This window comes from Sphingobacterium sp. lm-10 (assembly GCF_023554555.1).
Lineage (GTDB): Bacteria > Bacteroidota > Bacteroidia > Sphingobacteriales > Sphingobacteriaceae > Sphingobacterium.
In genome coordinates this window covers 531,871-556,228 of record NZ_JAMJWC010000002.1, presented here as the reverse complement: position 1 = coordinate 556,228, position 24,358 = coordinate 531,871, and the positions used below count along the sequence as shown (strand labels likewise).

At 42.9% G+C, this 24,358-nt stretch carries 19 protein-coding genes; all 19 read right to left on the bottom strand.

All coding sequences use genetic code 11. The features are described from left to right. Nucleotides 1-96: 96 nt before the first annotated feature. Nucleotides 97-1,575 carry a S10 family peptidase gene (locus M8998_RS12380; RefSeq protein ID WP_249993317.1) on the bottom strand — a complete coding sequence of 493 codons (1,479 nt, stop codon included), beginning with the start codon at nucleotides 1,573-1,575 and terminating at the stop codon, nucleotides 97-99. Nucleotides 1,576-1,794: 219 nt separating this feature from the next. Then, nucleotides 1,795-3,540: a RagB/SusD family nutrient uptake outer membrane protein gene (locus M8998_RS12375; protein ID WP_249993316.1), complete on the bottom strand. Its 1,746-nt coding sequence runs from the start codon at nucleotides 3,538-3,540 to the stop codon at nucleotides 1,795-1,797. A 12-nt stretch (nucleotides 3,541-3,552) separates the two neighbouring features. Next, nucleotides 3,553-6,810 carry a SusC/RagA family TonB-linked outer membrane protein gene (locus M8998_RS12370; protein ID WP_249993314.1) on the bottom strand — a complete coding sequence of 1,086 codons (3,258 nt, stop codon included), beginning with the start codon at nucleotides 6,808-6,810 and terminating at the stop codon, nucleotides 3,553-3,555. A gap of 161 nt (nucleotides 6,811-6,971) precedes the next feature. Continuing rightward, nucleotides 6,972-7,433 (bottom strand): ABC transporter ATPase, encoded by a 462-nt coding sequence (locus tag M8998_RS12365; protein WP_249993312.1) that lies wholly within the window; start codon nucleotides 7,431-7,433, stop codon nucleotides 6,972-6,974. Nucleotides 7,434-7,533: 100 nt separating this feature from the next. Next, nucleotides 7,534-8,076: a DUF420 domain-containing protein gene (locus tag M8998_RS12360; RefSeq protein WP_249993310.1), complete on the bottom strand. Its 543-nt coding sequence runs from the start codon at nucleotides 8,074-8,076 to the stop codon at nucleotides 7,534-7,536. Between the two features lie 6 nt (nucleotides 8,077-8,082). Continuing rightward, nucleotides 8,083-8,805 carry an SCO family protein gene (locus tag M8998_RS12355; RefSeq protein ID WP_249993308.1) on the bottom strand — a complete coding sequence of 241 codons (723 nt, stop codon included), beginning with the start codon at nucleotides 8,803-8,805 and terminating at the stop codon, nucleotides 8,083-8,085. 16 nt (nucleotides 8,806-8,821) lie between these two features. Further along, nucleotides 8,822-9,199 (bottom strand): cytochrome C oxidase subunit IV family protein, encoded by a 378-nt coding sequence (locus tag M8998_RS12350; protein WP_249993306.1) that lies wholly within the window; start codon nucleotides 9,197-9,199, stop codon nucleotides 8,822-8,824. A gap of 36 nt (nucleotides 9,200-9,235) precedes the next feature. After that, complete coding sequence (locus M8998_RS12345; RefSeq protein ID WP_249993304.1) at nucleotides 9,236-9,976, bottom strand: cytochrome c oxidase subunit 3; 741 nt, start codon at nucleotides 9,974-9,976, stop codon at nucleotides 9,236-9,238. A gap of 9 nt (nucleotides 9,977-9,985) precedes the next feature. Beyond that, nucleotides 9,986-10,561 (bottom strand): cytochrome c oxidase subunit 3, encoded by a 576-nt coding sequence (locus tag M8998_RS12340; RefSeq protein WP_249993302.1) that lies wholly within the window; start codon nucleotides 10,559-10,561, stop codon nucleotides 9,986-9,988. Nucleotides 10,562-10,576: 15 nt separating this feature from the next. Continuing rightward, nucleotides 10,577-11,482, bottom strand: coding sequence for a heme o synthase (gene cyoE, locus M8998_RS12335; protein ID WP_249993300.1), 906 nt, complete (start codon nucleotides 11,480-11,482; stop codon nucleotides 10,577-10,579). A 56-nt stretch (nucleotides 11,483-11,538) separates the two neighbouring features. After that, a complete protein-coding gene (locus M8998_RS12330) occupies nucleotides 11,539-12,582 on the bottom strand; it encodes a COX15/CtaA family protein (RefSeq protein ID WP_249993298.1) in 1,044 nt (347 codons plus the stop codon). A 70-nt stretch (nucleotides 12,583-12,652) separates the two neighbouring features. Next, nucleotides 12,653-14,539, bottom strand: coding sequence for a cytochrome c oxidase subunit I (locus M8998_RS12325; RefSeq protein WP_249993296.1), 1,887 nt, complete (start codon nucleotides 14,537-14,539; stop codon nucleotides 12,653-12,655). 26 nt (nucleotides 14,540-14,565) lie between these two features. Further along, the gene (locus tag M8998_RS12320) at nucleotides 14,566-15,903 is read right to left on the bottom strand and encodes a cytochrome c oxidase subunit II (protein WP_249993294.1); all 1,338 of its coding nucleotides are present in this window, start codon (nucleotides 15,901-15,903) and stop codon (nucleotides 14,566-14,568) included. A 40-nt stretch (nucleotides 15,904-15,943) separates the two neighbouring features. Then, nucleotides 15,944-17,179, bottom strand: a complete 1,236-nt coding sequence (locus M8998_RS12315; protein ID WP_249993292.1) for a quinol:cytochrome C oxidoreductase — start codon at nucleotides 17,177-17,179, stop codon at nucleotides 15,944-15,946. A gap of 19 nt (nucleotides 17,180-17,198) precedes the next feature. Further along, on the bottom strand, nucleotides 17,199-17,831 hold the full coding sequence (locus M8998_RS12310) for a c-type cytochrome (protein WP_349665660.1): 633 nt from the start codon (nucleotides 17,829-17,831) through the stop codon (nucleotides 17,199-17,201). Further along, nucleotides 17,824-18,360 (bottom strand): DUF3341 domain-containing protein, encoded by a 537-nt coding sequence (locus tag M8998_RS12305; RefSeq protein WP_249993288.1) that lies wholly within the window; start codon nucleotides 18,358-18,360, stop codon nucleotides 17,824-17,826. The genes M8998_RS12310 and M8998_RS12305 overlap by 8 nt, the downstream gene beginning before the upstream one ends. A gap of 5 nt (nucleotides 18,361-18,365) precedes the next feature. Continuing rightward, nucleotides 18,366-19,847, bottom strand: a complete 1,482-nt coding sequence (gene nrfD / locus M8998_RS12300) for an NrfD/PsrC family molybdoenzyme membrane anchor subunit (protein ID WP_249993286.1) — start codon at nucleotides 19,845-19,847, stop codon at nucleotides 18,366-18,368. A gap of 29 nt (nucleotides 19,848-19,876) precedes the next feature. Further along, nucleotides 19,877-22,891 (bottom strand): TAT-variant-translocated molybdopterin oxidoreductase, encoded by a 3,015-nt coding sequence (locus tag M8998_RS12295; RefSeq protein ID WP_249993284.1) that lies wholly within the window; start codon nucleotides 22,889-22,891, stop codon nucleotides 19,877-19,879. A gap of 39 nt (nucleotides 22,892-22,930) precedes the next feature. Then, nucleotides 22,931-24,220 carry a c-type cytochrome gene (locus tag M8998_RS12290; RefSeq protein WP_249993282.1) on the bottom strand — a complete coding sequence of 430 codons (1,290 nt, stop codon included), beginning with the start codon at nucleotides 24,218-24,220 and terminating at the stop codon, nucleotides 22,931-22,933. Nucleotides 24,221-24,358 lie beyond the last annotated feature (138 nt).

Below are 24,358 nucleotides of genomic sequence, written 5' to 3'. Positions count from 1 at the left end.
GTTTATGCCTGAATCACGCCTTGTCGAAAAAGCAAGATACTGATTTTCTCCTACAAACCGCGGCGCATCACCTTAAGAATTAGGAGCGCTTTGGCATTAATACTTTGCCGGCGCGCCTGCTTCAGGAATACTATTTTTGATAAAGGTGCGGATATCCGCATTGCCCTGCTCCAGATCTGGCTTTCGCAAATACATCATATGACCACTACGGTATCCTTTGAAAGACATGCGATCTTGTAAGCGACCTGAAGGATCCATTTGCCACATGGTGTATTTGGCGTTGAAATAATCGCAGGCACCATCATAATACCCCGACTGGACCATCAGGTGCAGGAAAGGATTTTGGGCCATAGCCTGGCGGAGGTTTTCTCCTGTACGGTCATTGCTGCGATCCCAAGGATATACAGAACCAAACATATTGTACTTCACATCGGTAGCGAAGTTCAACTCATTGCGCATGTAATGGTTGATTGCCGGTGTAAAGGCGTGCAGCCATGCGGTTAGTTCGGCATTGAAATCAGGTCGCTCGCCTCCATCCTTGCGATCTATGCCGCGATAGCGGGAATCTAACCGGCCAACGGTGTATCCGCTGTCGCGCAACAGTTCTTTCCAAAAGAGATTGGTACCTACATCTAGGTTATTTTGCAGGATGACATGTTCGGGAAGTCCGGAATATCGTGCCATCTTCGCGGCAATTGCCTGCCGTCTATCTGCTGCCAATAAGCCGCCTTTGGCTAAGGTAGGCAACAATTCATCCACCGCAAAAGCTTCTACCTCCGGAAGGAACTCTTCTAAATCTCGGCTTTGTAGGTCGGCTGGCAATTTTTGGTGATACCAAGCCGTGGCAGCATAGTATGGCAATCGTAATGCCATATCTACTGGTCCTCCCCGTTCTATCCCTAGTGTAGTAGGCGACACTAGTACGACGCCATTCAAATACATCCAATGCGCACTTTGCAGCTCCAAAGCCAGACCGGAAACGCGCGTGGTACCATAACTTTCTCCGATCAGGTATTTTGGAGAATTCCAGCGGTTGCGCCGTGTTACGAAGGTGTTGATCCAAGATGCTAAGTATTTGACATCTGCATTAACACCAAAAAAAGTATTGGTATTAGTTTCTTTATCCAGAATACGAGAATAACCCGTGTTGACCGGGTTGATAAAGACGATGTCGGCAATATCCAATATGGAATACGGATTTTTGCCAATCCCATAAGGCTGTGTAGGGTAGCCTTCATCATCAATATTCAATAATGCAGGCCCTGTATAGGCAATTTCCATCCAGACGGAGGCAGATCCCGGACCACCATTAAAAGAAATGACCAATGGCCGATTCTCCTTGTTGGCTACGCCATCGCGTTCGTAATAAGTATAATCCAGCGTCGCAATGGCTTTGCCTGCTTCGTTCCACACGGGCTGCGTGCCTTTATGTGCTGTATACTTGATTGCCTGGCCAAGGATGGTCGTACTATGCTTAGTCGTGATAATAGAATCTGCAGGAATGGCAACTTGCGCGAAGGAGGATAGGGTAATGAGGCAAGATAGGAATAAGGTGGCGGAAAGGTATAGTTTCATAAGATTGTGTTAATCGGGGTTGCTATATAATAGCCCAATTTACTAAAATCCTATGTGCCTGCTACAATGTTGTAATTATATTACAAAAGCCGCGGTATATTGGCGCTCATAAAATAGCATCATGAAAATATAAGGAGCCGTTTAAAAAGCAAGGTAAATCTCCTTTTTAAACGGCCCCTTTTTTGATCGCTAAACCAAATCAGGTAATATAAGAAACTGTTACCAGTTTGGATTTTGCTGAATGACTCCTGGGTTGTTGGCTAGCTCATCTAAAGGCAACGGCCATAAGTAATCTCGTTCGGGATTAAAGTTTCGCACACTACTCGGCTGTAGCACAATATGATTATTTTGGTCAACCACAGTGTTTTGAGGGTTCCAGGGCTGAGGGGCAGTACGGTACTCCGTAAAAAAGTAACTCCCTACCAGCGCCTTTGGAAATTCTACCTCTGCTGTTTTCCAGCGGATAAAATCCCAGTAACCGAGCATCTCAAAAGCGAGTTCTACCCGGCGTTCTCTTCGAATTTCCTCTCGCATACTTAGCGAATGTGCACCCACAAAAGCATTGCTCAATTTGGGGAGATCGGTATAGTTTGGTGCTACCGCAGTGCCTGTATTAATTTGAGGTAGTCTGGCGCGAAGCGCATTTATAGTCTGATCCAGATCAGCATCGGCAATGGCTTCCTCTAGTTCAAATTTGGCTTCGGCGTAGTTTAACAGTACCTCGGCATAGCGTAAGACGGGTCTATCAATAACCGAACGCTGGAATGCCCAAGCCTGAGGATCAGCATATTTTCGAATAGCAAATCCGCTACGTTGATTATTAGGGTGTGGCAATACGAACGGTCCGGAGGCGATAAAGGCGTCGCCACGTTTGAAAAAAGTAAAACTCATACGGGGATCTTTCCCTTCAAAGTATTGAGCATGGGTCATTTGTTCATTCGGAGCGCGGTACATAGGTGATTTACCTATAGGCAGTCCGTCGGCCATCAAGTAGTTATTCACAAAGTTTTGGGTGGCGACAATCTGCAAGCCCTCATAATAACGCTGTGCGATGTGCCATGAAACCAGATTCTCTAAGCTTGCACCATAGCCCCTGATAATAATATTTTCTCTGTTGTTAAGACCATTTCCTACTAGCTGAAACAAGTTATAGTAAGCCGGGTTTAACCGCTGTCCATTCGCCCCGCTACTTGGTTGACTAAACAGACTATGCGCTCCAGATTCTATCACTTGACGTGCAGCGTCGGCGGCAAGAGTTAAGTGACGGCGGTAGTCTCCATAGCCGTGGAATTTTGCACGCGTGCCTTCAAAAAGCGCTACACGAGACTTAAAAGCCAATGCTCCAGAAACAGAAATACGACCGTATTCCTGAGCGGCAGTTAGTTCGTCAATAGTGCGTAGATGTTGAATAGCATAATCCAGATCTGCATAGATAAAATTAATCAGCTCTTCACGACTTGATCTTGCCAGGAATATCGCTGGGTCGTCTTCATCCACCGTGCGATCTATCAGCGGAACACCGCCGTAACGGCAAAACATGTCAAAATAAAACAAAGCCCGAAAGAAACGTGCTTCCCCTACGTAGCTATTGACTAAAGTCTCACTACCACCTCTGGAGATGACTTGAGGCGCCATTTCTATCAACTTATTGGCCTGATAGATATTGTAATAATTCCGCCTGTAGTTGAGGGTGTCCTGCGCGGGTGCTACCCGAGACCCGTCGCTAATGGTATTATTCCCCGAAATAGGGAATCCATCTGATGACCAGTTATCCTGAGTCACATCTTCTGAAGACAAACCAGGTAATCCTGTATAAAAGAAATTCGCTGCAAGCCTTAAGTTTTCGGGCGTCTCCCAAAAGAATTGGTCTGTCAAAGTAGCTTCTGGCATCCGATCGACACTGCACGACAGCGACATCGAGAGGCCTAAAAACAATATGCTGATATTAAAAATAATTTTTTTCATGATGATGTGAGCTTAGAAGTCAATGTTTAGTCCGAATGATAAGGTGGTGGCAAAAGGATAGGGCGACTGTCGGTTGACGGTACCTGCCGCCGCGTTCGTAGGCCGTGTATCCATTTCTGGATCAATAACACCTCGAAAAGCCCTTGGTAGACGAGAAACGGTTAGCAAATCTTCTCCCGAGAAAAATACACGCATACGTTGAAACGGCAGTTTGGGTATCTCTTGCCGGTTTAGCGTATAGCCTATCTGAATGTTTTTCAGCCGAGCATAAGCTGCATTTAAAATCCACCGGTCTGAACTTACAAAGTTGTGATTGCCACCTGTGAAGGGTCTTGGAAAATAGGCATTCCGATTTTCTGGTGTCCAATAGTCTGCATGAAAGTTCATCGGCTGATACCAAGGAAACATTTGGGGCTGAATAAATTCATTGCCTGGAAGAATCATCTGCATACCTGTACCTTGGATGAACGCACTAAAATCAAAGTTTTTATACCCCACGTACAGATTAAATCCGAATTGATAACGTGGATTTAGATCACCGAAATGTACCATATCTCCTAAGTCGCTTAGTCGATTGGTTCCCGGAGAAATCTCTCCATCTCCATTGATATCTACATACCGTAAATCGCCCATACTAGGAACGTCCGCCCTATTGAGGACGCGCTGATAACTAGGTGCATTCGCCACCTCTTGTTGGTTTTGGAAAAAGCCATCAGTACGGTAACCCCATACCGAATTTAGCGCGTAACCTTCTATGAGACTATTGACCCCCAGATTTACCACGTCATTGATTCCCGCGTATTGCACCAAGGTATTGGTATTGTCCGTCATGTTTGCTCCAATTCTCACATCCAGTTTGTCCCAAAAGCGATCGCTATATACTAATTCAGCCTCCCAACCCCGTGTTTGCAGTCTTCCATCATTAGAAAAAGGGATGCCTAGCCCAATGGTTCCGGGCAAAGTCAGCGGCACCAACATGTTGTTGTTATTTTTATGGAAATAATCGAATGAGCCGCGTATCTTTCGATTTAATACGGAAAAGTCGACACCTATATTTCTGGTTTCGATTACTTCCCAACCCATAGACCTGCCAGGTAGTGTTCGCTGTTGGAGATAGGCTTGCTGCTGGTTGTTGAGCAACAAATCAGACATCATACCGAGTTGCGTGATAAAATCGAAATACCCAATACCTTCTTGTAGGCCTGCCCTACCCCATGATACCCTTGGCTTTAGCTCCTGAAAAAATGCACCTATTCCTGCACTCCAATCCTCTTTCATCACATTCCATCCCGCAGAGATTCCTGGGAATGTATTTGTTCGGTTGGCAGGGCTAAGACGGGAGCTCTCATCGATGCGCACAGTAGCTTCCAACAAATATTTCTCCGCAAAGGCATAGTTTATCCGTCCGAAATAAGACTGCATAGCCGAGGCAAACTGTTGCTGGTTATTTGTTCTGTTGATCGGATTATCAACAAAGTTTAAACTAGGGTTATCGTTTACAAATAGATTGTTGGATTCCGCTACAACGTGATTGAAGGTTTGATCGAGGAATTGGTAACCTGCCATCACCCCAAAATCGTGCTTATCTGCAAAGGTTTTGGAATAATCTGCAATCGCCTGATAATTCTGAATCAATTGCGACTGATTATCAATACTAAAGTTGTTAGGTCTGTTCTGCCAGCTTTGGTTACCCATATCTGGACCAGAAAAATAAGTCACGGTACGTCTAAATAAATCTTTTTGAAAATTGCGCTGCTCTCGGCTATACATCAAGCGTACCTTAAAACCTTCCAACAGGTTATCGATCGTAGCCGTCACGTTGTTCGTATACGTGGCGATACGATCTTGATCGTATCCTCCATCCCTTAACAAGGCATACCCAAAGGTGGAAGATGTGCCATTAGCGTAATATGTACCGTCGGGATTATAAAGCGGGAAACGCATACGAGATGAATAAAACTGTCGTAAAATTGAATTTCCTCCTTCATCAATAGCGAACTCACCGGTACTGGGATTGTCGATCGCTTCGTTGATATACGCATTTTGTAGATCCAACTTCAGATAAGGATTGATTCTAGCCGAAAAATTGGCGCGCGCATTCCACCGACTATAGCGATCATCACCCACCTTAAACATACCGCTTTGAGTCATATTGCCAACAGACATCAAATATTGGACGTCTTCAGACCCTCCGGATACCGAAGCATTATTGGTAAATAGAGGGTAGGAATTACGAACAATAGTGGAGATCAAATCTTCTTGATTATAGGTTTCCCACTGGTTGTTAGGCCCCACATAGAAAACTTGATTGCCTAAGGCGCGTTCTAAATCAATGGCCTGATATTCTGGCGGTAGGCCGGCATTCGCTCGCGCGAGATTTACGTAATTCATCTCATCAATTAGCGAAAGACGCCCAGGGATGTTGCCGGGTCGCTGGAAAGCCATATTACTAGATACAGATATCCGCGGCTTACCGGGCTCCCCTCGTTTAGTCGTAATCAGCAGCACGCCACCACCTGACTGCGCACCATAGATTGCTGCGGCTGCGCCATCTTTAAGTAATGAAATATTAGCTATATCTGAGGGATTAATTGCCGTGAAAGCTTGTTCGCTACTGATGACTCCATCAATTACAATCAGTGGAGGCGATGCACCGTTCGCTGATGCGGCCCCTCGTATTTGCATCTGTAGGCCTTGTGCTCCTGGACGCCCGGAAGAACGGTTTAGGGTTAACCCTGGTGCAGCACCCTGCAACATATTCGTCACGGTAGGTGCTGGCCGATCTCGCAACACACGGGTGTCTACCTGCGTCACTGCTGCGGTAACATTACTGCGCTTCTGTGTACCATAGCCTACTACCACTACTTCCTCCAGTTCACTTTGATCGTCCTCTAAGCGTACTTCAGCAACTTGATTGGCTGGTAGCTCTACTACGATGTAACCCATGCTGGAAAACACAAGCACCGCATTACCTGTGGTAACACGTAAAGAAAATTGACCCTCTTCGTCCGTGGTCGTTGAGTTTTGACGACCTTTTTCTTGTACTGTAACGCCTTGTATCGGATTTCCTCTACTATCCTTTACGATACCTGAAAGAGTTGTTTGTGCTGATGTAGTGCCAACATCTAAATAAGGGATTGGATTTCTTGTTAATGCGAACGATGGATTTCCAAGCAAAAGGGCAAAAATGATAAGCCCATAAGAAAATAAACATTGTAGGGTTCTGGTTTGTACGACATGGAAATATCTACAAATTTCAATGACAGACATAGTTTTAGGTTTTAGGTTAAATTGATACGCACATCATCATGCGATATTAACCCAAACATAATTAAACATCATGCATAGAACTATAATAAAACTCAACGCAATCGATTGCCTAAATAGCGAAATCGATATCGTGAAAGGAAAAAAATAACTATTTTGACTTATTATATTACAAAAGCCTGAGCGTGCCAGCTTTCTTTAAAGGGCAATTCCCATTGAGTTGGAAACGCTTCGCCAGAAGCCAACAGATTGTTGAATACAATCGTGTCTGATGATACCTGACCATCTTTGACTAGCTGCGCAAAATTACTACGTGATACTAACTGTACAGTACCCGCTGCATCGCGGTACGCCACCATCAGTCGGTCAAACAAGCCAATATTCAGTTCTTGCTCTAACCGTTTTAATAGGTGAACGGACTTATCTACCGAACATCCGGTTACATTGGCGACGGATTCATCGACTTCTAATACAATAAAAAGATGGTGATAAATTTTGGCAGTGCCTGCCAGCTGATCGCCATGTGCGGTCCAGCTTTGGACGAATTGTTGCAAAACAGAAAGTGCTTGTGCTTCTTCGGCTAAGGTAAAGAACCGGTTAGCCTGATAAATCCATACTTTTTTCATCGCCTATTACTTTAAATGTGAAGTTGCATGATGGATGATGGGAAAATCATCATTGTCATCAAGCTTTTAGTACGCAGAGCCTGCCCTCAATCGAATTCCCTTAGTGCGTGTAGTACGGCGAAATCATCCAATATACAATCACACCGGTAACTGCTACATACAACCACATTGGATACGTGATCCGCGCCAGCCGTTTGTGGCGTTCGTAAGCGCCAGCAATCCCACGTACAAAGGTAAACAGTACAAACGGAATGATGATGATAGATAGTAAAATATGACTAATTAGGATAAAAAAGTAAAGGGCACGGATAAAACCTTCACCACCATATGGCGTAGATACAGAGGTCATGTGATAAGCCACATACATCACCAGGAATAGAGAGGAGCATAGTATACAAACCTTAATGAGATTTTCATGCAATTTTACGTTGCCCTTTTTAATGGCAGATACGGCCCATACCAATAAGATGGCCGTCAAGCCATTGATGCTGGCATAGATGGGAGGCAAAAAGCTCAATGGCTCCACGTCGTAACCTAATTTCTGTAGATTGACGCCAAACAATATTGCTACCGCAATGGGTATCACAATAGATAAGGTCCATATAATACCCTTATATTTTTTCTCTTCCGCAGTCATTGCCATAATAACCTAACTTTTTTCTACCCGCATGGGGTTATCTCTTACTTCTTCTACTAATTGCAATTTGATCTCATCTTCTAACCTTTTTAACTCCGTATGCTGACTAAGTGGATAGAAGCCGCGAATGCGGTGCTTGCCATCAATGAGGATAATCTGATCATCAATCAGAAACTTGGTGGAGTCTTTCGTATCCCGACTGGCATTCAATAGCATTTGTTCTCTAGCATATTGAAGCATATCGATTGATGGATTACCTACAATATGCCATTTGCGCCGCTCAAGATCGCCGAAACGATTGGCCATCTTCTGCAGTACTGCTACGTTGTCGTTTGGATCCACGGTGATAGAATACAGGTGTACGCTAGTTTTACTAGCGAACTTAGTCGCAAGGCGATCCATATAATCCAACGCAATATCCGAAAAGGCAGAGTCTGCATTATAAATCAAGTGTGCTACACTGATAATAGAGTCGCTTTGCATCCAGGAAACCGGCCGCCCATCCCAGTTGGTCAACTGCAGCGGTTTCAATTGATGATATAGGGTGTCTGGCACTTCACGCCCCATCACACGACGCATCTCTCCAGACAATGATTTCTGTCCGTAAATCGGCAATTTGACATACTCATGCCGACCCAAGTTCTCCATCAATAAATATAAAAATCCCGGCACAAAGAGTACAATGGCCAGGATTATAATTTTCGAAAACTTCATTGGACGAATAACTGGATTCATCTATGTTTCAATTATATTAATTGTTCGGATAAATCGCATGTGATTGCAGCGCTCCGGATAAGAAGTTGCCCTCAACAAGCATCAGCACAATAAAATAAGCAATGAATATAAATACTATTGAGCTACACACGATAAAACTCGATTTCTCGAATTTTAAGTGCATAAAGAACGCAACAATATAATATGCTTTTAATAAAGTAAGCAAGATGTAAATAGTATTGACAAACATCCCTTTCTCAATAATCTGCCAGTGGTGTACAAAACCAAGCGCGATTAAGAACTCAAGTGCCGTTAGTGCCAGCAAGACAAAAAATACAGACCAGATCTTCTTGGCCCCCATAGTTTCATGGTGCTCTTCGTGGTGTGCTGTTGCTGTATGATCGTGATTAGACATCGTATATGTTGTATTACAGGATAATTATTAAATAAATCAGATAAGGTAGAAGAACGTAAATACGAATACCCATACCAAATCCACAAAGTGCCAGTATAAACCTACCTTTTCTACCATCAAATAGGTTCCGCGACGCTCAAAAGTATTATTTAGTGTCATGCAAAGAATGATGATATTTAGCAATATACCTATCGACACGTGGAAACCGTGAAAACCAGTGATGGTGAAGAATAAGTTGGAAAACTGCAAAGCAGCTGTATAAGATATTTCTCCAGTGAAATAAGGCTTTAATGCTTCAACGATAGCCGTTTCACCTTCTAAACCAGTAGCAGGATTGCGACCAAACCAGAAACCTTCATGATGTAAGTGAGTCCACTCAATCGCCTGACAGCCTACGAACATTAAACCTCCTAAGATCGTCCACAACATCCATTTTATAACGGCATTGCGATCATTACGATGACCAGCATCTACTGCTAATACCATTGTAACAGAAGACATAATTAAAATAAAGGTCATGATACCGACAAATACCAATGGCTGACCAGTTTCGGCGATACCCGGGATAGATTGAAAAACCTTATCAGGATCAATCCAAGTTGCATTAGCGAACTTCTGAGCTCCATAATAAATTAAGAACGCAGAAAATGTGAACGCATCGGATACTAAGAAAAACCACATCATGATCTTTCCGTATTCCAAGTTCCACGGTGATTTACCACCACTCCAAGGTCCGTCTTTAACCTTATCCAATTGCGATACAGTCGTTGTACTCATTGTTTAGTTTTATTGATTCAAAAGTAAGAAAACATAAATATAAATCCACAATAGATCAAGAAAATGCCAAAAAATAGTGGCTAATTCCATCCTATATTGGTTTTTATCTAAGGGTATGCGTTTTACAGCCCCTATATAACATCTTAATAAAACGATCACACCAGCAATAATGTGCATCAGGTGTAACCAAGTGAACACATAGATAAACGACTGCGAAGCGTTGGGGTTCTGAAAGTAGATTCCACGATCGATTAAAGTAGACCAGGCATTTAATTGTGATACGAAGAAAACAATTCCTAATGCGATCGTAACCAGTAAAAATATCTTTTGGCGACCGATCTGCCCTACTCTAGATGCGGTGTATGCGAAGTGCACTGCCACACTACTCAACACAATCGCTACTGTACTATATATAAATGCGTGCGGTAAGATCGTCTTGATCCCTTTATCTATACCACTTGCCGTGTACACGATGAATCCGCTCGAAAGTGCGGCAAACATCATGAACATACCAATCATGCCTAGCCAAAGATTAAATTTTTTGGCTTTGCGAGACTGAAGTAATTGCTCATTGCTATCCATCATCCTATCCATTCCTTCCTAAAAGGGTATAAAATCCAATAATAAAACGATCTGTAAGATCGGTAAATATGCGAAAGACGTAAACATAATCTTACGCGCGGTGGTATCTTGTGGAGATTGTATGTGCTGGTAACCATACCAGGTGAATAACAATCCGCCGAGGAGTGCCACAATGGTAAAAATCCAACCTCCGAAGCCATAATACATGGGTAAGAAACCTACCGGAATCATAGCAATGCAGGATAGGAACAGTAGCCAAGCTGACGCCTTATCTTTCCGTGTAGTAGGCAACAATCGAAATCCTGCTCGCTTATAATCCTCATCAGCTACCCAAGCAATGGCCCAGAAATGCGGAAACTGCCATACAAACTGAATAACAAAGAGCACAAGCGGTGTAATCACTACTGCCGATTCACTAACCGCACTGTATGCCAAACCAAATCCTGCGGATTCAAATGCGGCATAATAGCCAATTAGTGGTGGCAAAGCCCCCGGAAATGCTCCGACAAAAACTGCGATGGGCGACTTTTGCTTTAAAGGCGTATACACAAATGCATACAAGAAGATCGAAAACACAGACAGTAATCCGGCAATGAAATTGAGCTCTACCAATACTAATGTACCCGTAATACCCATAAATACACTCAGCACTAATGCCTGACCGTTAGTCATTCTTCCTGCTGGAAGCGGACGATCTTTCGTGCGTTCCATCAGCTTATCAAGATCTTTCTCAATGATCTCATTAAAGCCATTTGCTGCTCCAGTAACCAAAAAGCCTCCTAAAGTCAACAATAGCCAGTTCGTCCAGATAATGTTGCTTTGTTGTACAGCACCAATCAAAAACGAAATCGAGGCCGAAAACACAACGGTTAACGTCAACCTCAACTTGACAAGCTTATTAAAATCCGAAATAAACGTCCCCATGGATCATCATCAAATTAATTCGACGCAAAACTACCTTAATACATGTAATATACACGTCATAGTTTTGCTTTCGTCATCAACAACATCAAGTAATACTGCGCACCAAAGAAAAGGCTGGCCACTACAAGATGCGTTGTCTGCATATACGGCGGTAATGCAAAACGAGCCAGCACAATGCCAGAACCCATTTGTATGACTGCCAATATTAGTATGATCAAAGCAAACTTGCTTTGAATATTATTTACGCTAAACTTATTTCTCACCATCCAGCATACTACTATGGTAATTCCGAATGTTACATAACCAAGTATTCGGTGATTATCATATGCCGTGCCGATCGCATCTATCCATCCACTACGTACCACTCCTTGCCCGCGTAGTACATCTACCAACTCCCGTACCTCTGTTCCCAAAATAATCTGTATGAACAAAACTAACAGGGAAAGCAGAGAGAGCCATTTTATTCCAGCAGATCCATTATTGACAAGCAAGACGCTATTTCGCCTAGTCGTAGCCAGATAGAAGGTATAAATCGCAATAGCTAAGATGATCAATGCCAACACCATGTGAATCGTAATGACCCAAGGCATAAGATTGGTAGAAACTACTATAGAACCTAACCAGGCCTGAATAACGACAACAAAAAGATTAAGAACACTCCATATCGCAATGGCAGGTTTTGTTTCTCTATACTGTAACGAGAAAAATGCTGTCGCTAGCATACAAAAACCAACAATAACACCGACTAACCGATTGATATATTCTGTCCAGGTTTTGGCTGCATTGAACTCTTCATGCACTAATATGGATAGGTCGGTACGAATTTGCTCCGCCTCTTTATGAAAGCCAAAGCGCTGTACCGTGTTGGCAAATCGCTCGTTCTTCTTCTTCCTTCCCTCAATATACTGCTGCTCATACCCTTCTGGTAATTGCGATATATCTGTAGGAGGTATGACGCGGTTAAAACATTTTGGCCAATCCGGGCAACCCATTCCTGACCCCGTGCTTCTCACAATGCCTCCTGCCGCGATGACCAAAAACAAAAAGATTATTGTGATCCTATTGGCAATAACAAATCGTCTTTCAGTGGTAGGATACATCCTAAGTAGTCGTGGTGTAATCGAAGATATTTAGCCTGGAGCATTTAATCCGCTTCAGGCTAAATATTCTTTAGTGTATTATCGTTTCTTCGCGATTATTCTCCGTGTTCCAGGCTTTCTGGATACGGATCGCCTCTTCATCGCCCTCGAAGTCATGTAGCTGGTTAGAGCTCATTGTTTGCGAATACGGAATATGTTGAGGAATGAAATCTTCATCATGACCTGGCTTAGAATAATCATATGGCCAACGGTATACTGCAGGAATTTCTCCTGGCCAGTTGCCATGAAAATGCTCCACCGGTGTAGTCCACTCTAATGTGTTAGAGTTCCAAGGATTCTGAGGAGCGCGTTTTCCTAACCAGATGGAAGAAAAGAAGTTCCATAGGAAAGCTACTTGCCCTAATGCAGCGATGATCGCCGCCCAGGTAACCAAAATATTGACAGAAACCCACTTTTCCATGAAAGGAAACTCCGTAAATGAATAGTAACGACGTGGTACACCATCAATACCCATAAAGTGCATTGGGAAGAATACCATGTAGGCACCGACAAAAGTAACCCAGAAGTGTAGGTAGCCCAAACGCTCGTCCATCATACGACCAAACATTTTCGGATACCAGTGGTACACACCACAAAGCATTCCGAAAATCGAAGCAGATCCCATTACCAAGTGGAAGTGAGCTACTACGAAGTAGGTATCGTGCAGGTTGATGTCTAATGCAGCATTACCTAAGAAGATACCCGTAACACCACCAGACACGAAGAAGGATACCATACCAATGGCAAACAGCATCGCTGGGGTAAATCGTATGTTACCACGCCACAATGTAGCGATATAGTTAAATGCTTTTACAGCAGATGGTACCGCAATGATTAACGTTGTGATCATAAAAACACCCCCTAAGAAAGGACTCATACCCGTTACAAACATATGGTGACCCCATACGATGAAAGATAGTACTGTAATACCTACTAGAGAGTATACCATCGCATGGTAACCAAAGATTGGTTTACGCGCATTAGTAGAAATTACTTCCGAAGTTAATCCTAATGCAGGCATTACTACGATATAAACCTCAGGGTGACCTAAGAACCAGAATAAGTGTTGGAATAAGATTGGAGAACCTCCTTCGTTCGGTAAGATCTGGCCACCAACTACTAAATCAGATAAGTAGAAAGAAGTACCCGCAGATCTATCGAAGATCAGTAGCACAACGGCAGAAACCAGTACCGGGAATGATAACAAACCTACAATAGCAGTCAGGAAAAAAGCCCAGATAGTTAATGGCATTTTCCACAAATCCATTCCTTTTGTACGCATGTTTAAGATTGTACTCACATAGTTTGTACCACCTAATACCTGCGATGCAATGAAAAGCACCATACTAGCTAACCACAACGTCATACCAAGACCTGAACCAGAAATTGCGGTAGGTACGGCAGATAATGGCGGATAGATGGTCCAACCAGCAGATGCAGGTCCCGACTCTACAAAGAAAGATGCAATCATAATCACACAGGCCACAAAGAAGAACCAGTAAGAAAGCATGTTCATCAATGGAGATGCCATATCACGTGCACCAATCTGATATGGGATTAATAAGTTCGAAAATGTACCCGACAAGCCAGCCGTTAATACAAAGAATACCATCATGGTACCGTGAATCGTTACCAAAGACAGGAAGAAATCGGCTTTAATACGCCCCCCTTCAGCCCATTTACCTAGGAAAACCTCCAAGATTGGGAACTCTGCATCTGGCCAAGCCAATTGTATACGAAACAAGATGGATAGAATCATAGCAAATACGGCCATGATGATACCGGTAATCAAGAACTGCTTAGCAATCATCTTGTGATCCTGGCTAAATACATATTTAGTCAAGAACGTCTCATGATGATGGTGATGATCGTGAGAATCGTGATCTGCTGCGCCGTGCGATATAACTGTAGTTGACATATCTAAAATTAAAACTCTTTAAAAAATTAATTCAATGAGGCTGTATTCAACACTTCCTCACCATTATCAGCCTGAGCATACTCCTTTTGAAGATCTTCGGTGAAAAACTTCGGTTGTTTAGCGAGCCATTCTTTATATTCTGCTTCCGTAACTACTACGACTTTCTTCTGCATATTATAGTGACTTTCTCCACAGATCTTAGCACATAACATCACATAATCGTACGACTGATCGTTTAGTTTATCACGCATATCACGAGTCGTGGTAGTCGGTGTAAACTGGAAATAATTCGTCATCCCTGGTACAGCATTGATCTGTACTCTGAAATCAGGAATATAGAAAGAGTGAATGATGTCTTTAGAAATGATGTGGAAACGTACAGGCTGATTAACCGGTAATACGATATCTGCGCCTTTTACATCATCCCAAGCAGATTTATCTGTAAAATCGATACCGTAAGGGTTAGTCGGTGTAGTTAGCTTGTAATTACGTTTACCAATGACACCGTCAGCACCAGGGTAACGTACAGTCCACATAAACTGCTCTCCCATTACCTCTACTTGTAATGCAGAATCCTGCAATTCTTCTGGAACATTCGTAATCTTTCTCCAAGTAAAGAAACCAAATAATACCAATACTGTAAGTACGATCGCTGGAACAATAGTCCACAGACGCTCGATAGAATCGTTGTGTGGATAGAAATACGCTTTGCGATTCAGACGCATCCGATATAGGTATGCAAATACCAACAGGAGGATGTGTACGACAATCATCACAAATGTGGTGATGATTAACGTGATGATAAACATCTGATCGATGTCTTTACCGTGCTCGGTAACAGCATCTCTCCATGACCATACACCCCATACAGCGTAGGAGTAGTACACGCCGGCTAGAAACAAAATCAGGAATACTAATAACAGTGTAGCCTGAAGGTTATTATTTGCTAGTGGATTGTATTTACCAGTGATGCGACGTGACAAAGTGTAGATGTGCTGTATTTTACCAATTACAGCAACGATGATACAGATCAATAAGAAATACATCAGGTAGTACGTCATGTCTTTATACACCTGCGCATCGATTTGCTTGTCTGCTTCCACAGAAGTGGTCGCCTCATCACCCGTGCTTGTCCGCTGATCTGATACTACCGCAGAGGCGGTTGTATCACCAGACGCGTCATCTGTGGCTACCGTAACACTGTCAACCTGCGTTTGATCACCCGGTGCCGCAGCTGGATCTACTTGTGCATTGTTCACTACCGAATCTTGATAAGAAGCAGATGCTGGTAGAGCCACCAGTAAGTTGAACAGGAGCAAAAAGCCTATTATCGTCTTGAACTTGTTATATATTGTAAACTTCATTTTCTATAAAAACGTTTATACGTAATGCGCTACTTAACCTTTAAATCTGATGATGTAAGCTTTCATCCAAAAATGGATGGTGCTTCGGTGCCAAAGCATGTTTGCTAAGCTTAGTAAGTACCAGGAATGTAAACAATCCGGCGAAGCCAATAGCTGTACCTACTTCAATGACACCAAACCCACGATGCGCTTCTACTGTACCTGGCATGATCATGATATAGTAATCTAACCAGTGACCTAAAAGAAGTAAGATAGCCACACACATCATGAATGTTTCTTTACGTTTTGCATCGCGATCCACTAACAATAGCAAAGGTGCTAAAAAGTTGATAACGATACTCAACCAAAACCAAGGTTTGTACTCTGGCTCCCATCTTTTGTAAAAATATACTGTTTCTTCTGGAATGTTTGAGTACCAGATCAACATAAACTGGGCAAACCATACATAAGTCCAGAAGATAGAGAATCCGAACATCAACTTACCTAAGTCATGTAAATGGTTCTCATTAACCCATGACATATATCCAGCTTTCTTCAGCAATATTAAGATCAATGTAATAGCAGAAATACCGCTTACCCACATCGCCGCAAAGTTGTACCAACCAAACATGGTAGAGAACCAGTGTGCCTCTAATGACATGATGGTATCGAATGACCAGATTGGTGTTGTAAAACCAAAAATTACTAAGAATAATGCGGATAGCTTAAAGCTCTTTTTGTAGCCGTTTAATCCACCGCTTAAATCTTCATTATAAGACAGCTTTGCCAAGATAAATGCGAAAATGCTGTATGAGCCCATAAATAATACCTGACGGATCAAGAATCCTGGTACATTTAAAAATGCTGCTTTACCTGCTATCAGCGGGTCGTAGTTTGGACTAGTTGGATCAGTAAGACCGTCGGCATGCCAATGATGGTATAAGTTATGTGTGTACAATCCTAAGCCTACGATGATCAATAAAATCAACGATGCGATCGGTAATACACTAGCCATCGCTTGCGGGATGCGAAGCAAACCAGCAGACCAGCCAGATTGTGTTACCAACTGCAAAGCCACGAAAAACGCGCCGGCCGCACATACACAGGTGAAATAATAGCCCATCAATAATAAATTGGCGTAAGTACGCTCATGGATGATGTGATCATGCGACAGCAAACCCCATGCAATACTTGCTATACCAATTACAACAGCGACTATGCTCAAAATTTTGGCTACGCCACCAAATTGAAACTGCTCGCTAAAATTATAATCGTGATGATGATTGTGAGTTCCCATTTATTAACTTGATGTTTAATTATTTCTTTTGTAATTCTTGCACATACATAACAACCTTCCAACGATCTTCCGGTGTGATTTGTGATGCATGCGGACCCATAGAGTTCCATCCGTATGTGATGGTGTGGAAGATCTTACCTGCTGTCAATTCAGACATCTGTCCACCACGTGAAGATGGTGTACCAGCAGACTTGTGATAAGAAGGCGGTTCCGGGAAGTTCTCTAATGAACGTTTACCTCTGGAATCCTCTACCTCTCTGTCTTTTGTGATTGCACCATCACCATTACCTTCTGGACCGTGGCATACTGCACAATAGGTAACATATAATGCGTGTCCTTCTTTCAGGTTTTGCTCCGTTACCGTCAGTGGATTGGTTGTAATCTGCGCACCGGCCAACTCATATCCTTCAATACTGTTATCATACTCGAAACGTTCGAATCCGATCGGCGTAGTACCTGTTGGAGGAGTTTGAGCAGTGATCCCGTTTTTAAAATTTCTATTAGGCTGATCCGGATTGAAAGCAATCGGGTCATACATATTACGAGAAAATTCCCAACCTGTACTACGAGTAGTACCGTCTCCGCAAGCAGAAACTACAGCAGCCAAAGCAACCGCCGCGCATACAGTTCCAAGAAAGTTCTTCTTATTCATAGCTAACATATTTCCTTTCATTGAATTTAACCTCTACTGCTCCTGCATCTTTCAATAAACCGTCAATAAGGTCGTGATCTGTATTTTCTTTCGCATCGATAGCAATGATAAATCTATCGTCAGATGCGCGTAGGTCCATCACCCGTGGTGCACGACCTGGAAACAAATGATTGCGGTAGAAAAATGTAGCCACCATTCCGAGTGCACACAATAGAATCGTTACCTCAAAAGTTACCGGCACAAAGTTCGGCAAAGGTAGAGATGGCTTACCGCCCACGTTCATCGGCCAATCGTATGCTGTTGTATAAAACAACAAACTAAATCCTAAAATCGTTCCTGTAGCACCTGCAATAAATGCTGCAATAGGTAAGCGTGAAGGTTTTACACCTAGCTTCGCCTCAATACCGTGAATAGGCATTGGTGTATAGCAATCGTAAATGCTGATATTGTTCTCTTGCAATTTTTCGATCCCGTGCATCATCTCGTCGGGATCTGCAAAACTACCTAGTATATATTTTGTGTTGCTCATTGCTATTATTTTTTACGTAAAGCATTAATATCCTCTTCCGAAACGGAATCATACTTTGTCAAAGAGTTTCTAAAGTATTCCACTTGCTCCTCTGGGAATGCACCCTCTTGAACCAATTTGGTCTTTTGTTGTAGAGAAGCACTTTTCAATAGCAATTTCACCTCTGCCATAGCAATACTTGGCAAGAAACGGATGAAAAGCAAGAATAAGGTAAAGAATAGTCCGATCGATCCAATGAAGATACCCACATCTACCCAAGTAGGATAAAACATCGCCCAAGATGATGGTAGGTAATCACGGTGAAGAGAAGTTACGATAATCACGAAACGCTCAAACCACATACCAATATTTACGACGATGGAAAGTACCCAAGAGATTGGAATACTGGTACGAATTTTCTTGAACCAGAATAACTGTGGAGAGATTACGTTACACGTCATCATCGCCCAGTAAGCCCAAGCATAAGGACCAGCGACGCGATTAGCAAATGCATACATCTCATACTCCGAACCAGAGTACCAAGCGATGAATAACTCGGTCAAGTAAGCGATACCTACGATGGAACCTGTAACCATGATAATTTTGTTCATCGACTCGATGTGGAACATGGTAATGTAGTTCTCAAAGTTCATCACCTTACGAAGGATCAATAATAAGGTCTGTACCATCGCGAAACCAGAGAAGATCGCTCCCGCAACGAAGTACGGAGGGAAAATCGTAGTGTGCCATCCAGGAATAACGGATGTGGCAAAGTCCATGGATACAATCGTGTGTACAGATAGTACAAGTGGTGTAGAGATACCGGCTAATACAAGGGAAACGATCTCAAAACGTTGCCACGTTTTTACTGATCCATTCCAACCGAATGATAGCGTAGAATATACTTTCTTTTTCAAGCCTGTAGCGCGGTCACGTACCGAAGAAATATCCGGCAATAAACCTACGTACCAGAATACTAATGATACGGTGAAATAAGTAGAGATGGCAAATGCATCCCATACTAATGGGGAGTTGAAGTTTACCCAAAGTGAACCATATTGATTCGGCAATGGGAAAATCCAATACGCTAACCACGGACGCCCCATGTGAGCGACAACATACGTAGCGGCACAAATTACAGCGAAGATCGTCATCGCTTCTGCCGAGCGGTTAATGGAGTTACGCCAGTTTTGACGGAAGAGCAAGAGTACAGCGGAGATCAATGTACCGGCGTGACCGATACCTACCCACCATACAAAGTCGGTGATATCCCATGCCCAGCCTACGGTCTTATTCAAACCCCAGGCGCCAATACCAGTCCAAAATGTATAACCGACACTGATAACCCAAAGCATTGCTCCGCAGACGGCCACGATAAATCCTATCCACCAAGCTTTATTTGGCTTGTTTTCTACCGGAAGCAATACATCGTTCGTGATTTGCGCGTACGAGATATCTTTCCCGGTAACTAATGGTTCTCTTAATATTGATTCGTTATGCGATGACATAGTTGTTTATTTCAAAAATTTGAACAAGATTAAGCTTCAAAGGTGTTTCTAACTTTCGTCATATAACCGATGTTCGGTTGTACGTTGATTTCTTCCAACACGTAGTAGATACGCTCACTACGCAATGCTTTGGAAACTTCTGAATTAGGATCGTTAGCATCACCGAAGATCATAGCATTCGCGCTACATACGCTTGAGCAGGCCAATTTGATATCTCCATCTTGCAGTTTACGACCTTCCATTTTGGCGTGAAGCTTACCTGCTTGAATACGTTGAATACACATAGAACATTTCTCCATTACACCACGTGAGCGTGTTGTAACGTCTGGATTAAGCACTAATTGTGTAAACTCGTTGTTCAAGTAGTTATCGAAACGAGAGTCGTTCCAGTAGTTAAACCAGTTGAAACGACGCACTTTATATGGACAGTTATTTGCACAGTAACGTGTACCGAAACAACGGTTGTACGCCATGTGATTCAATCCTTCAGAAGAGTGTACCGTAGCCAATACCGGACAAACGGTTTCACATGGAGCATGCTCACAGTGTTGACACATCATTGGCTGATGTACCACTGTTACATTCTCGAAGGAAGAAAGGTTTGCGATATCATCTTCTTTAGTGTATCCCTGTCCATCTTCTTCGATCGTGTAATAACGGTCGATACGCAACCAGTGCATCTCCCGACGACGGCGAACCTCGTCACGACCTACTACCGGAATATTGTTTTCAATATTACAGGCTACAATACAAGAACCACATCCAGTACATGCGTTCAGGTCGATTGCCATCACCCACTTGTGACCAGGCTGCTCGAACTTGTTCCACAAGTCGTAGGATTTATGATCGTCAGAAAATTTACCCGCTTCAGAAGCTGGGTTTTTCAAATAGTTAGCGAAAGTGGTTTCACGAACAATATTACGACCTTCAATGGTATGGTGCGTTTGCGTCTGCGCCAATTCGTAAATGCGAGATGCTTTGCTAATTGATACTTTATTGACAAATTGTACAGTGCCGTCTTTTACCTGAGCAAAAGGGAATACATTAACACCGACATTATTACCTGCTTTACCTACTTTGGTACGCCCGTAGCCTAATGCAACAGATGCTGTTCCTAAAGCCTGACCTGGCTGTGCCAATACCGGAAGCTCTACTTCTAAGTCTCCAGCTTTTACAGTAGCCGTACTCTTCTCTCCGAAACCAAGACGTTCTGCATCTTTTGGATTAAGTGCTACGTAGTTATCCCAGGTTACTTTAGAAACTGGATCTGGCAATTCTTGCAAGAATGCATTATTGGCATGACGTCCGTCGCGTATAGCAGAAGATTCGTACAAAGCTAATTCGAAGTCGTCACCTGCTTTAATAGCCTGAGCGGCTGTAGTAGCAGCAGATGCTGCCGCGCTAACATTACCAGCAAAATTAGCTGAAGTTGCGCTTGTATCGCCTTTGTATTCAAAACCTGTTTGTAAGATATCTGTCCAGTCTTTGCTACCACCAGGTAAGATGTTTGACTCCCAGATATTACGTACATACGTGTAGATGTCCGTGTTGTTTCCTGCCCAAGTTAATAAGCTAACTTCTGCTTGGCGTGTATTGAATACTGGATTGATCGTAGGTTGTACAATAGTGTAATAACCGACTTTCGAGGACTCATCACCCCAAGATTCTAAGAAGGTACTTGCTGGAGCGATTGCTTTCAATTCTGAAGCAGTCTCATCCGCACGGTCGGAGAAGGAAAGTGTAAAGTCTATTTTAGAAAGTGCTTGTTTTACCGCTGCACTGTCGTAATAATCATATACTGGATTGCTGTTCCAAAGGATAGCAGCACCAATCTGACCTGCATTTGCCATACCTAATAGCGATGCAAATTCTGTTTCAGATCCTTGGTACTTTTTAGAATAGTTGTCTAGATCAATGGTGGTACCATAAGCGCCAATTGCTGCATTAATTGCATTGGTCAACGTTTGGATGTTTACATCGTTTGCACCAGCAACTACCAATGCCTGACCACGGTTTTTCAACAATTCCTGTGCCGCCAACTTAATCGCTGTGGCTGCATTAGATTGCTGAATACCTCCTGTTAATGATGAGCCGGTGATTTCGTTATATAATGAGATCAGTACAGCAGCTTCTTCCGAAGGCTTGATAGCGATACGCACATCCGCATTCGTACCTGTCATGCTCAATCCGGTTTCGAATTGAATATGGCGAGACATCTTGCCTGCTTCTAACGATTTATAGTTTCTATTTTTAATATAGTCTTGCGTATGCTCTTCGCCGTCTAACCAAGTTCCTAAGAAGTCAGCACCTACCGATAGGACAACTAATGCTTGTTCAAACTTATAAGATGGTACTACTGATCGACCAAAACTAGCCTCATTAGCAGCACGGATACCAGCGTAAGAAATCGGATCCAATTGTACGTGTACTGTACCTGGGTACCGATTAGTAAATTCTGCTATAGTAGCTAAAGCAGTAGGACTGTTGATTGTTCTTGATACAATTGCAACACGCTTTCCAGCTTGTACTGCTTTGTTTAACGCTTCGATTACTTTAGCATCCAACTTAGCCCATTCTACATCTCTACCACCAATTTGCGGATTCTGTAGTTTGTTAGTCATATCGTACAAATCCAATACCGAAGCGACTGTAGACGATTCTGTACCTTGTACTAGGCCAACACTATTTGGGTTAGCCTCTATTAAGATAGGACGGCCCTCACGTGTGCGGACTAATACACTTTGTCCGTTAAATGATGAAGCGTAATAGTTAGGAATACCTGGCGTGACCTCCTCTGGCTTGATTAAGTAAGGAACGGCCTTATGAACAGGTGTATTTTGACAAGCAGCCAAAGAAACAGCACCCAAACCAAAGCCTAAGACTTTTAGAAAGTCGCGGCGAGGTGTTTTGGTACTCAATCCCTCTTCATTCAATACATCCTCTACGGGAACAGGCTCAGAAAACTCCCCTTTGCTCGACTGTACGAACGCAGGCGTTTGATTTAGCTCTTCTAACCCTTTCCAATATTTTTTGTTGCTATCCATGTAAAGCTGTATATTAAGATTGCGTTTTTTCTGATTTGATTAATAGTGACACTTACCACATTCTAGACCACCGACCATCGCGGCTGTCATTTTCTCTCCTTTTTTCAATTTATCGTGTGCCTCGATCAATTGATCATAGTATTGATTGTCGGTATCAACGGAAGTTTCCCGGTGACAGTCAATACACCATTTCATGGTAAGTGGAGAGTATTGGTATACTTCTTCCATCGATTCGATCGGACCGTGACAAGTCTGACACTCTACACCAGCTACCACAACGTGTTGTGAGTGGTTGAAGTACGCGAAATCTGGAAGATTGTGAATTCTGATCCATTCGATCGGACGGGTATCATTACCGTAAGTACGTGTTTCCACATCCCAATCTACTGCACGATACAATTTAGCAATCTCTGGAGAGATACCACTCTCGTTATCGTAGTGCTCACCACCTGTAATCGTATTATGGCAGTTCATACATACATTTGCCGATGGAATAGAAGCATTCTTCGATTTAAATGCTCCACCGTGACAATATTGACACTCAATCTGATTGACACCCGCGTGAATCTGGTGAGAGAACTTAATCGGCTGTACCGGCTGATAGCCTTGGTGTACACCAACATTCCAACCTGTCTTCCAGCCAACCACACCTAAAAGTGCAACCAACATTAAGACGGCAAAGAATACCAATTTCTTATTGCGAACGAATGCTTTAGCAAATTGGCCGAATTTCGAACCACCACGTGCAGCATACTCTGCCGTAGCCACATCGATGGATGCTTTGTTGGTATCGATCACCTTTTCTAAGGTCTTCGTAATACGAGACAATAGAATCGATACGCCCACCACAATAACTACCAAGACAGACACAATGACAATCATCAATGTACTTGCTCCTTGGCTAGCACCTCCACCACCTTGCGCAGCAGCTTGCTCTTTTTTCGCAGCAGCCTTTTGCTCTTCTGCCTGAAGATACGCGATGATATCACGTACATCATCATCAGAAAGGTGGCTATATGGCGCCATCATGGTAGGAAACTTTCCTTTCAGCTCTACCGCCTGTGGATCACCAGAATCCACCATACCTTGTGGATTATGCACCCAGTTGATAATCCATGATTCTTCACGACGATCTGTTAATCCTGCCAAATCCGGCCCCGTCAATTGACGACCTACGGCGTGACAAGAATTACATGCGTTTGCTTTAAAAAGAGCTCCTCCATTAGAAGCATCCTGCGCATTTGATACACTTGTAACGGCAAACAACAACACCAAACCAACTGATATTGACTTCGCCAGCTTTCCCAAAACGGATGAGATATTTCTCATATTTAGCACTTTATACTATTTTAATGTGTATGATATATTCAAAATCTCTATTCAAATAGGGTTTTCACCCCACTAAACTTTGCACAAAAGTATAACTATTTAAACAATCCCTGACAATTTCGTGACTGAATAGTTTAA

Excerpts from the sequence above, each read along its gene's own strand:
- M8998_RS12290 (WP_249993282.1), bottom strand. The coding sequence starts at position 24,220 with ATGAGAAATATCTCATCCGTTTTGGGAAAGCTGGCGAAGTCAATATCA.
- M8998_RS12355 (WP_249993308.1), bottom strand. The coding sequence starts at position 8,805 with ATGAATCCAGTTATTCGTCCAATGAAGTTTTCGAAAATTATAATCCTG.
- M8998_RS12380 (WP_249993317.1), bottom strand. The coding sequence starts at position 1,575 with ATGAAACTATACCTTTCCGCCACCTTATTCCTATCTTGCCTCATTACC.
- M8998_RS12375 (WP_249993316.1), bottom strand. The coding sequence starts at position 3,540 with ATGAAAAAAATTATTTTTAATATCAGCATATTGTTTTTAGGCCTCTCG.
- M8998_RS12340 (WP_249993302.1), bottom strand. The coding sequence starts at position 10,561 with ATGATGGATAGCAATGAGCAATTACTTCAGTCTCGCAAAGCCAAAAAA.
- M8998_RS12370 (WP_249993314.1), bottom strand. The coding sequence starts at position 6,810 with ATGTCTGTCATTGAAATTTGTAGATATTTCCATGTCGTACAAACCAGA.
- M8998_RS12360 (WP_249993310.1), bottom strand. The coding sequence starts at position 8,076 with ATGGCAATGACTGCGGAAGAGAAAAAATATAAGGGTATTATATGGACC.
- M8998_RS12365 (WP_249993312.1), bottom strand. The coding sequence starts at position 7,433 with ATGAAAAAAGTATGGATTTATCAGGCTAACCGGTTCTTTACCTTAGCC.
- M8998_RS12330 (WP_249993298.1), bottom strand. The coding sequence starts at position 12,582 with ATGTATCCTACCACTGAAAGACGATTTGTTATTGCCAATAGGATCACA.
- nrfD (WP_249993286.1), bottom strand. The coding sequence starts at position 19,847 with ATGTCATCGCATAACGAATCAATATTAAGAGAACCATTAGTTACCGGG.
- M8998_RS12350 (WP_249993306.1), bottom strand. The coding sequence starts at position 9,199 with ATGTCTAATCACGATCATACAGCAACAGCACACCACGAAGAGCACCAT.
- M8998_RS12295 (WP_249993284.1), bottom strand. The coding sequence starts at position 22,891 with ATGGATAGCAACAAAAAATATTGGAAAGGGTTAGAAGAGCTAAATCAA.
- M8998_RS12310 (WP_349665660.1), bottom strand. The coding sequence starts at position 17,831 with ATGAATAAGAAGAACTTTCTTGGAACTGTATGCGCGGCGGTTGCTTTG.
- M8998_RS12320 (WP_249993294.1), bottom strand. The coding sequence starts at position 15,903 with ATGAAGTTTACAATATATAACAAGTTCAAGACGATAATAGGCTTTTTG.
- cyoE (WP_249993300.1), bottom strand. The coding sequence starts at position 11,482 with ATGGGGACGTTTATTTCGGATTTTAATAAGCTTGTCAAGTTGAGGTTG.
- M8998_RS12345 (WP_249993304.1), bottom strand. The coding sequence starts at position 9,976 with ATGAGTACAACGACTGTATCGCAATTGGATAAGGTTAAAGACGGACCT.
- M8998_RS12325 (WP_249993296.1), bottom strand. The coding sequence starts at position 14,539 with ATGTCAACTACAGTTATATCGCACGGCGCAGCAGATCACGATTCTCAC.
- M8998_RS12315 (WP_249993292.1), bottom strand. The coding sequence starts at position 17,179 with ATGGGAACTCACAATCATCATCACGATTATAATTTTAGCGAGCAGTTT.
- M8998_RS12305 (WP_249993288.1), bottom strand. The coding sequence starts at position 18,360 with ATGAGCAACACAAAATATATACTAGGTAGTTTTGCAGATCCCGACGAG.